This window comes from Paenibacillus piscarius (assembly GCF_022234545.1).
Classification (GTDB): domain Bacteria; phylum Bacillota; class Bacilli; order Paenibacillales; family Paenibacillaceae; genus Paenibacillus_AQ; species Paenibacillus_AQ piscarius.
Genome location: NZ_JAIEUI010000020.1, coordinates 128,948 through 141,254 on the forward strand (window position 1 = coordinate 128,948; position 12,307 = coordinate 141,254).

General features: G+C 49.8%; 13 protein-coding genes and 1 pseudogene. 5 read left to right on the forward strand and 9 right to left on the reverse strand.

Translation table 11 applies throughout. The features are described from left to right. Nucleotides 1–15 precede the first annotated feature (15 nt). Together K1558_RS25610 and K1558_RS25615 are read left to right on the forward strand one after the other, a co-directional pair. On the forward strand, nt 16–534 hold the full coding sequence (locus tag K1558_RS25610; RefSeq protein WP_238654786.1) for an N-acetyltransferase: 519 nt from the start codon (nt 16–18) through the stop codon (nt 532–534). Next, a complete protein-coding gene (locus K1558_RS25615; RefSeq protein ID WP_238654787.1) occupies nt 516–1,646 on the forward strand; it encodes a YheC/YheD family endospore coat-associated protein in 1,131 nt (376 codons plus the stop codon). Before K1558_RS25610 ends, K1558_RS25615 begins: the two co-directional genes overlap by 19 nt. Before the next feature lie 42 nt (nt 1,647–1,688). On the opposite strand, the gene K1558_RS25620 is transcribed toward K1558_RS25615, so the two are convergent. Then, nucleotides 1,689–2,300 carry a CPBP family intramembrane glutamic endopeptidase gene (locus tag K1558_RS25620; RefSeq protein WP_238654788.1) on the reverse strand — a complete coding sequence of 204 codons (612 nt, stop codon included), beginning with the start codon at nt 2,298–2,300 and terminating at the stop codon, nt 1,689–1,691. 4 nt (nt 2,301–2,304) lie between these two features. Beyond that, the gene (locus tag K1558_RS25625; RefSeq protein ID WP_238654789.1) at nt 2,305–3,045 is read right to left on the reverse strand and encodes a MerR family transcriptional regulator; all 741 of its coding nucleotides are present in this window, start codon (nt 3,043–3,045) and stop codon (nt 2,305–2,307) included. Nucleotides 3,046–3,080: 35 nt separating this feature from the next. Here K1558_RS25625 and K1558_RS33225 point away from each other — a divergent pair, with 35 nt between their 5' ends. Beyond that, a complete protein-coding gene (locus K1558_RS33225) occupies nt 3,081–3,431 on the forward strand; it encodes a DUF6843 domain-containing protein (protein ID WP_420800471.1) in 351 nt (116 codons plus the stop codon). Nucleotides 3,432–4,346: 915 nt separating this feature from the next. Here the strand turns inward: K1558_RS33225 and K1558_RS25630 are convergent. Further along, entirely contained in the window at nt 4,347–5,126 is a 780-nt protein-coding gene (locus tag K1558_RS25630) for a DUF4830 domain-containing protein (RefSeq protein ID WP_238654790.1), read from the reverse strand. A gap of 142 nt (nt 5,127–5,268) precedes the next feature. Here K1558_RS25630 and K1558_RS25635 point away from each other — a divergent pair, with 142 nt between their 5' ends. Next, on the forward strand, nt 5,269–6,444 hold the full coding sequence (locus tag K1558_RS25635; protein WP_238654791.1) for a pectin acetylesterase-family hydrolase: 1,176 nt from the start codon (nt 5,269–5,271) through the stop codon (nt 6,442–6,444). Nucleotides 6,445–6,446: 2 nt separating this feature from the next. Then, complete coding sequence (locus K1558_RS25640) at nt 6,447–7,064, forward strand: TetR/AcrR family transcriptional regulator (RefSeq protein WP_238654792.1); 618 nt, start codon at nt 6,447–6,449, stop codon at nt 7,062–7,064. A gap of 34 nt (nt 7,065–7,098) precedes the next feature. Here the strand turns inward: K1558_RS25640 and K1558_RS25645 are convergent, their stop codons facing one another. The 6 genes and pseudogenes from K1558_RS25645 to K1558_RS25670 all read right to left on the reverse strand — a co-directional run. Then, nucleotides 7,099–7,524, reverse strand: a complete 426-nt coding sequence (locus K1558_RS25645) for a hypothetical protein (RefSeq protein ID WP_238654793.1) — start codon at nt 7,522–7,524, stop codon at nt 7,099–7,101. A 15-nt stretch (nt 7,525–7,539) separates the two neighbouring features. Then, nucleotides 7,540–8,100 (reverse strand): CueP family metal-binding protein, encoded by a 561-nt coding sequence (locus K1558_RS25650; protein WP_238654794.1) that lies wholly within the window; start codon nt 8,098–8,100, stop codon nt 7,540–7,542. A gap of 26 nt (nt 8,101–8,126) precedes the next feature. Further along, the gene (locus tag K1558_RS25655) at nt 8,127–10,115 is read right to left on the reverse strand and encodes a Na+/H+ antiporter (RefSeq protein WP_238654795.1); all 1,989 of its coding nucleotides are present in this window, start codon (nt 10,113–10,115) and stop codon (nt 8,127–8,129) included. Between the two features lie 146 nt (nt 10,116–10,261). Further along, nucleotides 10,262–11,335 carry an IS200/IS605 family element RNA-guided endonuclease TnpB gene (tnpB, locus tag K1558_RS25660; protein WP_238654796.1) on the reverse strand — a complete coding sequence of 358 codons (1,074 nt, stop codon included), beginning with the start codon at nt 11,333–11,335 and terminating at the stop codon, nt 10,262–10,264. 6 nt (nt 11,336–11,341) lie between these two features. Continuing rightward, entirely contained in the window at nt 11,342–11,743 is a 402-nt protein-coding gene (gene tnpA / locus K1558_RS25665; RefSeq protein WP_238654797.1) for an IS200/IS605 family transposase, read from the reverse strand. Nucleotides 11,744–12,107: 364 nt separating this feature from the next. Beyond that, nucleotides 12,108–12,307: pseudogene (locus K1558_RS25670) on the reverse strand (IS4 family transposase); the annotation flags it as partial.

Sequence of the window (12,307 nt, forward strand, 5' to 3'; positions counted from 1 at the left end):
TAAGGAGGGGATTCCATGCTGATATCCTCGCTCTATGACACCGATCCCGTACAGTGGGAATCCAGGCGGAGCACGCTGCTTGCATTCCTGCGGGAGTATGGGGACCGGCGGATTACCCTTCACGGCTGCAAGCAGCTGGCCCGGCTGACGCCGGATCAGCTCGCGCTGCCGGGAACCTCGCTGCTCATAGCCACCGTAAGGGGACAGAACGGCCGTCAGCTCGCAGGCGTCAGCTTCGTCTCCGGCTTCGGCAGAGAGGCCTGCGTCGTCGCCGTGCGTCCCCTGTACCGGAACCGGCAGACCGGAACCGCTCTGCTTAAGGCACAGCTGGAGCGTCTCGGGCAGCTGGAGTGCCAGGTGGCCTGCGACAATCCGGCCAGCCTGAAGATGTGCTTCAACAGCGGGCTTGCGGCCGTCGATCTGCTCACCGGTCCTACAGGCAAGCCTACCCTGCTCCTGCGCGCTCCCATGGCGGGGGGAAGCTCCGCCATTCTCCCGGAAGAAGGTGAATTCATGTGCCAGAGCCCGTCTTAGGCATCCTCACGCTCTATCTGAACAACGCCAAGCAGCTTGAAGAGAGGAGCGTGTACCGGAGGATGATTATTGAAGGCAGCCGGATCGGACTGGACGTCTTCGTCTTCACCCCTGCCGATGTACACGCCAGCAAGGATCTGATCCATGCGATGGTCTACGACGTCAAAAGCGGAGCCTGGTCGCGCAAATGGCGCTCCTTCCCGAACATGATCTATGACCGCTGCCGGATTCAGCGCAGCCAGCGCTTCCAGCAGCTGCTGCGCTTCCGCACGCGGTACGGCCACCTGACCTTCCTGAACCGCCCGCTGCGTAACAAATGGACGGTGCATCAGACCTTCGCCCAGAAGAGCCGGTTCCGGCCGCATCTGCCCGAGACCGTCCTCTACCAGTCCTCGGCCGATCTGCACCGGATGCTGAAGTCCAGCTCCGTCGTCTACGTGAAGCCGATCAACGGCACGGGCGGGCGCGGCATCCTGCGGATCGAACGGCAGCGGGAAGGCAAATCCCTCTTCGATATCCAGGGGCGCCGCCAGAGCCGCGAGATTATAGCCCCCCGCAAGGTATCGCTGAGCCGCCTGGAGTCTATTGTCCGCCAGTGGTGCCTGGGCGGCAGATTCCTCGTACAGCAGGGTATCCCCATACGGCTGCCGAGCGGACGCTTCCACGATTACCGGATGCTCGTGCAGAAGAACGGCCAGGGTGCCTGGGAGCTCACCGGTATGGCCGGCCGGGTGGGCGCCGCCCGCAGCGTCACCTCGAACCTCCACGGCGGCGGCCATGCCATGAAGGCGGAGGCGCTGCTGAAGCAGTGGCTCGGCAGCGAAGAGCGGGCCGGCAAGGCGATGCGGACAGCCGAGCGGCTGGGACTTGATGCGGCCGCCTATCTCGAGGACAGCTTCGGCGCCCTCTGCGAGCTGGCACTCGACCTCGCGATTGACCGTGAGGGCCGGATCTATGTGCTGGAGGTCAATCCCAAGCCCGCCCGTGAGGTCTTCGCCCGCTCCGGCGACGCCAGCACCTACCGCACAGCCCTGACCCGCCCGCTGGAGTACGCGTTGTGGGTGTATAAGAACAAGAACACCCCAAGCTCGTCGAAGGTGGTTGAGGAGTAATACAGACAGCCGTTCCCTGCATTTGCGGAGAGCGGCTGTGTTTTATTTTATATGCTTATGTGTGAAATAAATCCCTATGCCAACATTGTAAATCGCATGGGCCAGGATGGCCGGAATCAAGGAACCTGTATAATAAAATAATAAGGCGAAGATCAGCCCGTTGATAAATACGAGCGCGTAGGCTACATAAACACCTTTATACTGGGGTACGTGGATGATCCAGAACAGAAAGGAGCTGATTAGAATGACGCCCCAGTCCATGGCCGGGCTATGCCCTATAAACAATCCGATTAATACCCCCCTGAAGAAAAACTCTTCAAACAAGCTTCCCCCCAGTGAACTCACAGCAATACCGCTTGGAGTACTCATGATTTGATGTATCGTGTCCGCGCCTTCAGATGAGGGGAGTTCTGTTTTAGTTTGGATGATGATCCCCACACTAATGAGCACTATAATCGTCCCCGCACTCAAGCCCAATAAGGCGACTGTAAGATAAGAGAACTCATCCGGGACAAACAGCGAAGCCGTGAAGGGTATAGCCTCTCCCCACCTGAGAATCCCTATAAGGATCAGCCCTACGATCAGAAACGGCGTTAAGCCTAACACAATTTGCAAAAGCAGCTTATAATGCGCCCTGGCGCTTAATGCACTCATGCGTTTATTCTCCTTTACATTCACTAACATTCCTGTAGAACGCCTGGACCGCTTGCCCCACATACTCCGCCATATCCGCAGGCAGTAAACCCATATAAATTTCAAGCTGTTGTACCAGATTCTGATTGGAATCAGACAGCTTATTTACAGATACAGGCACCCTTCCTAACAGTTCTTTTAGTTCTGTCTGTACTTCGTGACTCTCGGGAGGACATTCATTTTGCATTGCCGTCCTGAAAAAAGACAACAGCCTCCTGTTCAACCGGTCTAATTCGGTTTGCTGCGCTTTATCCTTTGGCATGAGGGCATCCACTGCGGCTGCGGAGAAATATTGATTCAATATCTTTCTCTGATCTTCCTCTAACCGGATCGAATTCATAAGCAACATCAGATCCTCCGCAGTTAAGTCACCGGTCTCATGGATTAGATGCTTCGTTCTAGTTATCATATCGAGGGACTCGTTAATTTGAGCTCTCTTATCGAGAAGCACACCTTCCTGAACCTCTAACATGTCGCGAAAAGAATACTCCGTCCCTTCCAGCCTTTGTCTGATTTCCTCTAAAGGCATATTCAAGCTTTTGAGCAGCTGGATATTGTAGAATCTCTTCAATTCAATTCCGGTATACATTTTCTGATTGAGTTCATTCCGTTTCCCCGGCACAAGCAGCCCCAGCTGCTCATAATGCCTGAGTGTCCTTACCGTTGTATGAACAGCACTGGCGAATTTCCCTACTGTAAGCTCCAAGATTACCCTCCTTTTCTCCACTAAGGCGTCTTATAATGTCTATAGTAGACTGTGACGTTACGTCCTTGGCAAGGAGAACTTTCAATTTCTGTAATCGCGCCGGAGGTGGAAAATTGAAAAAGACACTTTTGCTGCTGTTGTTATCGTTGTTATTAATTCTTGTATTCTGGAGCCCTAATAGGCGCCATACTAACACTTATTTTATTCCAAAAAATTATGTGGGCTGGGTACAGATTATTTATAACCAAGAGGGGTTTAATGCGATTGAAGTGGAACAGGGGAGAAACATTATTAAAATTCCTGAATCTGGGGTATTAAAAACGTCCAAAATTAGATGTCGATCAAATGATCCACGGTCACACTATAGGCAACAGCGAGTCCGTTAAGAGTTCGGGTAAAGTCGAAGGGCCTACGGTAGAGAGCTTTTTTGTAGGAACAGAGGCTGAGCTTCGAAATCATCCTCGCATATTTTATAAGGTTCACAGTAACTAACGCTTTTATCTATATCTATTACAAAATTTATTAGCAATCTTTCATTAAGGAATTGATTCGATAATCCAAGGTGCAAGGACAAAAAAGAGAAACGTAGTCCCAAAACAAACAAGAAGTAACAGGGGTAATCTTTTTTCTATTAGGTGTTTTGCAAAAAGAAAATAGGATATGATACATAACAACAAAAGGGTAGCGTGAAAAAATAAAGAATCATAATGAGTTACTGTGAATAGGTCGCCACTACCCGTAGAAAAGATTGTCCCTATAACTAAATACCAAAGAAATAAACCCATGGCTGCGCTTAAGGCAACTATAAATAAACTGGTTATCATTTTTATTCTCCTTTGACCAGGTTACTTGGCCTTCAATCATCCTCATGCCTTCAACAAGCTAATCTCCTTCTTATCCTAATCAGATAGTAGAGCGTCAAAATAAACTGGAGCACAAAAATACTGATCGGAAGCAAAATGAGCATTTCCACCTGATACTCAGGAAAGAATTCAATAGTAACGAATGCTTGCTCATACTCTCCAGTGCGTTGTATTGCTTTGAAAAATAAAATCAATAAGAAACTCGGAATAGTAGTTGATAAAAACCAAACAACATGGTATTTCACCCTCAGCGTCCTTACAAATAGAAACGAATTAATAAAACCCAAACATACTGGCACAAGATATGCTTTATACGTGAATTTCAATAATTCTGGTCCCCAGTCTTCTATTTGTATCTTTAAAAAATAGATCATGAGTAGGTGAAGGCCTAGCGCCAATAGTACATAGAAGGTGGGGCGGTTCTTATTAAGCGAAATGTTATAACCCGTCCACATTCTCTGGAGTCAGTTCCATCTCCTTGCCGCTTGAATCCACAACGGAGATTTTCTCCGGCGGTTGCTCCATGCTTTTACCGCTAACCAGCAATTGCCGTCCTCCCTCAAGCTGGTACTTCCTGATATATACACCTGAACCAATATCCTCGAATACGTACTTGTCAAAATCACTCCAATTCAGGGATGCCCCCTTTTCGGATAAGCTCTTTAATTCTGTTAAACTGATCGCTTCGCCCCCCGCCCCATACCTCTCCTTCCAATGCTCCAGCCACTCCGCATACTCCAGCCCCTTGATCTCCTCCAGCGTCTTCCCTTCCAGCGAATGCTCGCCGCCTGCCACGACGAGATTCTCGGTGGTGCTCAGGGGAGCCGAGCTGCCGCCGATGACTTTGTGATCCACGAGCATCACATTGGCAGAGATTCTGTACTCATCTGCGGGGTATTGCTGCTCCAGGGGATGATCCTTCACGATAAATTGATACGTTGTGATCTCCTTCCCGAAGTAGGTGCTGGCTTCCTGCTCCTGTACCGCCCAGAGCTGCATATCATCCAGGCTCTTCAGTCTGTCCGGCTCCAGTGTGTATCTGTCCGTCTCTCCTTCAGAGGTAACGATGGTGTAGCCCAGCGCTTCGACATAATCGGCGGCGGTCTGCTCATCACTCTGTCCGCCGGAGGCATTCTTATTATTGTTACAGCCTGCCAGTGCCAGCAGCACAACGCTTAGAAGGATGAATAAAGCTGTGTATACGCTAAGTTTTTTCATGTTGCTAATTCTATCATAAGATACTTTTTATGGAATATGAGAAATAAAGCTCCTGGCCTGAAAATCATAGATTTACATTCTTAGTACACACCTTGTATACCGAATACACTTCATGTATACTCCAATTAAAAGGAGTGGTGTCATGAGCAAAATGCGGAAAATCATGCTATACACAGGTGTTGGTATCGTTAGCCTCGTTGGACTAGCCACCCTTGCGGTCTATGCCTTCGTGATCCAGAGACCGGCGACCACCACGCACGTCATCGCGGAAGTGAAGCCCTACCAATGGAACAAGGTGCGGCTGGGCGGGAACACCCTCTCCAGTGACGGATCGGAGTATTTCATCTGGACCAAAAACGGTGAGAGCAACAACTGGATCATCTTTTTCTCCGGGGGCGGGGTTAGCTGGGATGCAAAAAGCGCCGCACACCCTATTAAGCTCATGAATCTGCTGAAGGGCACGGACACGGGCAATTATTTTCCCGATATCCCATTCTATATGCTGACGCTGCTGGGTGGGATCACGGATACGGGGAATCCGGACAATCCTTTTCACGGATGGAATGTGGCCTATCTTCCCTATTCGACCGGCGACTTCCATGTCGGCAACCGTACGGTGGAGTATGCGCGCGAGGACGGCAGCAGGTTCACAATGCGGTATAATGGACGCAATAATGTACAGAGCAGCCTCGATTGGATTTACGCCAATGTGGAGAAGCCGGGGAAGCTGCTGATTGCAGGCGAGAGCGCCGGCGGGTTCGGTTCCGCCTTCTGGGCTCCAACGATTGCCGCTCATTACAAGGACGCCGAGATCTACCAATATTCCGACAGCTCTTATCTGAGATCGGATAAATGGCCTGGTGTGGTGGAGCAGGAATGGGACGCAGCTTTTGCACAAAAATTCGGCTACGCTCCCGAAGCGGATCTGATCGGCTCGGCCTTCCGGGCGAATGGACGGCTCATGCCTGCAGGAACGGTGCTGCTGCAATCTTACTCGGTGTATGACGAGATTCTGATTCATTTTCAGAACAATATTAATGATTACACAGGACCACGGGACCAGAAGGTCATCCATGCTTGGTCTGAGGAAATGCGGCAATCGATCGCTTCCCTGTCAGACGCAATACCTAATTACTACTACTATCTGACCGATTACGGGCTGGATGCTGCAAAAGGAACCACCGGCCACACCTTCGCCACCCGCGGCACGTTCTACCAGGCGGAGCAGGATGGTGTGAAGCTTGTGAAATGGCTGGGGGATGCCGTTAACCAACATAGGCCGTATTCTGTAGGCAGCAGCTTCCTGAAGGGGGAATAACCATGAACCTGCGCGAGAAGCAGAAACAATTGACGGGGGAGATTATCCGGGAGGCGGCGCTGGAGTTATTTTGCAGCCAGGGGATTGAGCGCACGGATATGGCGCAGATTGCGGAGAAGGCAGGTGTGTCCCGCCGCACTTTGTACCTGCATTATAAAGATAAGGAAGAATTAGCCGCCCGCCTCTATGTCGAGAATCTGGAGCGGATGTTTGGACAGCTGCTGTTTGATTTCGACTTCGGCCAGCCGGTAGAGTCCCTGGAGAGGATTCTGGATCAATATCTGGCGCTTCGGGAGCAGGAGGAGGCTTTGATTTATTACGATGCTATTTTTGGCGTCTACTATAGTACACTAGCGAAGAATCCAGCGGAGTTGCCTGATTTCAAGCATGCCATGGAGGTCTGGTATTCAAGGTTCCTAAGCCTTGAGACGCTGACAGTAGCGCCGGACGACAAAAAAAAGTGGCTGGACATTCTGCACAAATCCACCCACCTCTATTTCATGTATCTGCAAAAAGCCGTGATCCTCACGCACCAGCGGGGCGGTGTGGTTACAGAGGAGGAGCGGGCTGCGGACCGGCAGTTTAAGGAGTTTATTCTGGCTGGGGTGAGGACGAACTAATGACCATCCTTACTCCTCTTCCAGCCGCTCCGCTTTATTCTTTGGATAAAATCATAAACCACATTGCAGCCCACAAAATCAACTGGATAACTGAGTAGATAACAGGAAAGAAAAGCATCAATTCCAAGTAGCCTTGTGCAAAATGAAATTCAATGAACACGGGTTCGACAGGCTCTGCGCTGGCAATTTCTTTTAGTTTAAAGAGAATGGCGGTACTGGGAAGCAAACTGATCAATAGCCAAATCAGATTATACCTGAGCTTCTTCGTTTTCAGCGACCTGATACAGGTTGCATACAACAGAAACACTGGAGCGCAGTACGTCAATATAACTTCTGCTCCCGTTACTTCCGGCCACTCCACCGTTTTTATTTGCAAAAAAACAAATAGTCCCAGGTGGATGATAATGACGAGTGCGACCTGTGTTATTCCTGTAATCCAATAGGTTGGCTTCTTATTCAATTTGGACGATCCCCGTTAACTCAACTGCATCGTCGTAAGACAAGTATCATCGTTCTTAAAAGTAGAGATGTCGGCCTGGGCTTCCTTGCCCTCGTGAGTGATCGTCATCCGGTACTTCTGGTTACGCGGGAGCCACAGGTCGATGAAGCCGTTCGGCTGGGACTTGACGGTCTGGTTCATGATCTCCTTGCCGTCAGCACCTTCGACTCTTACTTCAAAGGACTGGCCCACCATCTCCCCCTGACAGCCGGTCAGGCTGTGAGTCGCACATGGATGTGTATTCTCCACATACGGAGCCACCGACAGGAAAAATTCATCCTCCGGCAAATCATAGGTCACCTCGCTAGGACTGCCGCTGTCCACGATCAGCTGTGTCGAGGTAATGGAGGCCGACTCTGAGGTCAGGGTGCGCGCGCTGTAATCCGCGACCATCTGCTTGAGCTCCTGACTGGCCATTTGGCTGCCGGCTGGTGTCCCGTCTACCCCTGCCGGCTCCTTTTCCCTGCTGCCCGCATACATATAGATCCCCAATGCCGCAATCACCGCACATGTACCGGCCACAATTTTATTATTCATTGTACATCTGTCCTCTCCTTCACGGATTAGCCCATTTCTTCGCGCAATTCATGTTCCATAAACAGGATATCACGTTTCATTTCCTTCATACTAGCCCTGGAGATCCGTCCATTCTCGAACATAAGCTGAATATAGTCACGCTCCAGCTGAATGCCTGTTCTTGACAGCTCCTGCAGCGCCTCCTCGAACTCCCGTTTCGCGGAGGAGATCGACTCAGGGCGGGTAACCCGCAATCTCCCCCGCTCATAGCGTAGAATCAGGGCGCTGACCACCTCAGGGTCCATCTCCCCGGTGTTCTGCAGTTCTCTAAGCTGGTCCAGCACGTAGGCGAAATTGCCGGATTGCAGCTTGTTCCATTCCTCCCGCCGCTCCTGCGGGCTTAGACGCACCTGCTGGAAGGCTCCGGTGATCTCTTCCCAGCTTTTGAAGGGAATCAGGTCGTTCTTGTACTGCTTATCACGGGTGTATATGAAGAGCTGCCGGTTCAGCCTTATCAGATACCGGTAAGCGGTATACGGGTTGACCGCGTGCTGCTTCAGCGCAAGCAGCGTATACTCTCTCTGCCACTTAAGCGCCGTCACCCCAAGCAGCCGCTCCAGCTCCTCGGCCTCTTCATTCTTTTTGAGCAGACGGATTCTTGCATTATAGGTACCGGTCAGATGGCTCAGAGCCAGCCGGGATTGATCTGTTGCCTGCTCATTCAGTCCCGCAACCACCTTCCGCAGAATCTCAATCTTGGCCTCCGCCTCTTCCTCCTGATGCTCCTCTTCACTGTCTGTCCCGATCAGCAGCGGCAGCAGGAAGTTGGAGGCGAGCAAGGTCCACAGAATCACTCCCGCCGCCAGGAAAATAATCAGGTCCCGCGCCGGAAACAGCGAGCCGTCATCCAGAACGAACGGCAGCGACATCGTACTCGCCAGCGTAATCGTCCCACGGACCCCGGACAGCGTAAGAATAAGCGCCTTCCTGAACTCCAGCTTCCACGGTCCCCGCGGTTCCTCCCCATCGGGTATATCCATAATCAGCGACCAGATCAGCCGCAGGGTGAGAACGGCAGCGGTTAGCAGCAGGGTGTAGAGGATAACCTGCATATTCCCGATATCCGGATTGTTCCAGACGGTCTGAATAATCTCCGGCAATTGTGTACCCAGCAGCAGGAAGACCAGGCCGTTCAGGACGAAGATGATAACCGACCAGGTGCTTTTGGACACGATGTTCAGCTTGGCCACCTCAGGATTCATCTGCTTATAGCCGAAGGAATGGGCAAGCCCGGCACTGACTACCGCCAGAATGCCGTTGACGCCAAGCTCCTCAGCCGCCATGAAAATAGCAAACGGAGTCAGTATCTCAATCAGCATATGCAGAGTAACGTTCTCCATCCCCAGTCTGCGCAGCCAGCGCACAAGCCCATACTTCAAGAAGGTAAGCACCAGGCCCAGCAGCACGCCGCCCAGTGAGATGCCCACAAAGCTCAGACTGGCCGTCTTGAACGAGAATGCACCAGTGACCATCGCAGCCACGGCAAATTGAAAGGATACCAGACCTGAAGCATCGTTAATTAATGATTCCCCTTCGAGAATCTGCATCGTCTGATGCGGGATTTTGACCTTTTGCTCCAGAGCGCCTACCGCAATCGCATCGGTGGGTGCCAGCGCCGCTGCAAGTGCAAACGCCGCCGCCAAGGGCAGCACGGGCAGCAGCCAATGCAGGAAATATCCGAGCACGCCGACAGTCAGAAAGACCAGTCCCAGCGCCAGCAGCAGGATCGGCTTTTTCAGCTTCCACAGGGCTACCTTGTCGGCATGTCTGCCGTCATTGAACAACAGCGGGGCGATGAATAACAGCAGGAACAGCTCCGGGTTCAGCTCCAGTTCAAAGTGCAATGGCAGTAAGGTCAACGCCATCCCCAGCACAATCTGGATAATCGGCACGGAGAGCGACGGAATGAACCGGTTCACCAGATTCGACAACGAGACCGCCGCCAGCATCAGTAAAATGTACTCAAATATCTCCAAATGTTACAACCTCCATCTCTGCACTCACCAAGGTGCTGCAAGTGAACTACCATCCACCTAAGAGGTGGCGGCTTCTTGGTCAATGAAGCTACTGCTCCAAGTTTACCCAAGCTCAAAGGCTAGTCCCTAGCCCAATCATTGCAATATCACATGGCTAGTTTCAGTAGGTTTTGAGCAGCGTTTACATCCCGATCATGATGCACGTTACATTCTGGACAAGTCCACTCTCGCAAGGCGAGATTCTTCACCTCTGCATTCTTATAACCGCAACAGGAGCAAAGCTGACTGCTTGCATAGTGCTTAGGGGCAATCATAAGCTCTCTGCCATACCATTGAGCCTTATATTCAAGCATCGAACGGAACATACTCCAAGAGACCTCGCTAATCGCTTTTGCAAGTTTGTGATTCTGCAGCATATTCTTTACACATAAGTCTTCCATCACGATAACTTGGTTTTCGTTTATCATTTTGGCAGACGTTTTATGCAAGAAGTCTTTACGCTGATTCGCTATTTTTTCATGGTGCTTGGCAACTTTCAGCCTAGCCTTATGACGGTTATGGCTTCCCTTCTTCTTCCGCGATACATCCTTCTGCAGCTTCGCTAATCGCTTTTCAGACGTACGCAAGTATTTAGGATTGGATATGATTTCGCCATTTGAAGTGATAGCAAAGTCTTTCAGCCCAAGATCAACGCCAATCTTCGTATGTATTTTGGGCAACTGGACGATATCCGTTTCAACCAATACGGAAGCATAATACTTTCCCGTTGGTGTTTTTGAAATCGTGCATGATTTGATCAGCCCCACGAATGGGCGGTGCAGCTTGATTTTAATGCCAGTTTTTAGCTTTGGAATCTTGAGATATCCATCCTCTATAGCCACTGTTCCATTTTGGTTATTCGTTGTGAAGCTATGATTATTCGTCTTCTTGCTCTTGAATTTAGGAAACCCCGTTTTCTTATCCCGAAAAAAATTCTTATAAGCCTTGTCTAAATTCAGTTGGGTATTCGCTAAGGCAAGGCTATCGACTTCTTTCAGCCAGTCGAATTCCTTTTTGTATTGTGCGGGTGTATTCCTCAGCATCGTTTCCGTTTGCTTGTAATGTTCAATTTTATCTGCAAGCATTCTGTTGTAGATAAAGCGAACGCATCCGAACACTTTAGCGAAGTAGTGTTGTTGCCCATGGCTTGGATAGATACGGTATTTGTAGGCTTTCAGCAATGGCGATCACCCTTTCATACCTTGGTTTTCGATGTATTTTTGAATGACGTCTATTGGCGCTTCACCCGTTGTAAGCAAGCAATAGGAGCGTGACCAAAAAGCCTCTTTCCAAAGTGATGTTCGGAGGGTAGGAAACTCCTTCTTGATCAGCCTAGATGATGCACTCTTATAAGCGTTGAGAAATTTAGAAATGTCAGTATTAGGATGCGTTTTCATTAGGATATGAACATGATCCCTGTCATGATTCCATTCCTGCAAAGTCACATTGTAAGTAGGCTGAATGTATACAAATATCTCCTTCAGACGTTCGGATATTGGATCTGTAATTACTTTCCTGCGATACTTGATGACTAGAACAAGATGAAAGTGAAGGGAGAACACTGAATGGTTATTCGAGTCTAATTTCATTGATTTCACTAACCTTTCCAAGATACGACTGAATACTTTTATTATAGCATCTTAGGCGGTTAGAATCCATGTAGATTAGACCGTTTCCATTCATCCCCCACTTAAAGAAGATGGGAGAATTCTGTCAACTGAAGGTTAAATTACAGTATGTATATAAACTCAGTATAAACGAAATCAGGTCAAATATCTCCTTGTATGATCAAATTGCCGCTCCCCCGCCTACTAGCATATAATTAGCTCAGACGAAGAACGTCCCACGCCATTGCCGGCAGAGGGACGTTCTTTTTTTGCTTTACTATAGAAGGAGGAATAGAAAATGGATTTTGAACAAGAGCATCAGCTGCACGCCTGTTGATTAGCCAAATTATGGGAATTTAAGATCATTAGTCAAAAAAGTAATCCATTCTACGGGTAATCGTTGCAGCGTAAATAAGCGGTCAAAATCGGCAAACGTTAGTTTGGCGCTCCAATGAACCACTGCATTTCCTTTGTCAAAGAGGAATTTCAATAACACATAAACCAGTAGAGCGGTATACAACTGTCCGTACACAGCATTGGGTGTGG

Bases quoted from the DNA above. Each gene is read 5' to 3' on its own strand.
- K1558_RS25640 (WP_238654792.1), top strand. From the start codon at position 6,447: ATGAACCTGCGCGAGAAGCAGAAACAATTGACGGGGGAGATTATCCGG.
- tnpA (WP_238654797.1), bottom strand. From the start codon at position 11,743: ATGAAATTAGACTCGAATAACCATTCAGTGTTCTCCCTTCACTTTCAT.
- K1558_RS25610 (WP_238654786.1), top strand. From the start codon at position 16: ATGCTGATATCCTCGCTCTATGACACCGATCCCGTACAGTGGGAATCC.
- K1558_RS25635 (WP_238654791.1), top strand. From the start codon at position 5,269: ATGAGCAAAATGCGGAAAATCATGCTATACACAGGTGTTGGTATCGTT.
- K1558_RS25650 (WP_238654794.1), bottom strand. From the start codon at position 8,100: ATGAATAATAAAATTGTGGCCGGTACATGTGCGGTGATTGCGGCATTG.
- K1558_RS25620 (WP_238654788.1), bottom strand. From the start codon at position 2,300: ATGAGTGCATTAAGCGCCAGGGCGCATTATAAGCTGCTTTTGCAAATT.
- K1558_RS25630 (WP_238654790.1), bottom strand. From the start codon at position 5,126: ATGAAAAAACTTAGCGTATACACAGCTTTATTCATCCTTCTAAGCGTT.
- K1558_RS33225 (WP_420800471.1), top strand. From the start codon at position 3,081: ATGTCTATAGTAGACTGTGACGTTACGTCCTTGGCAAGGAGAACTTTC.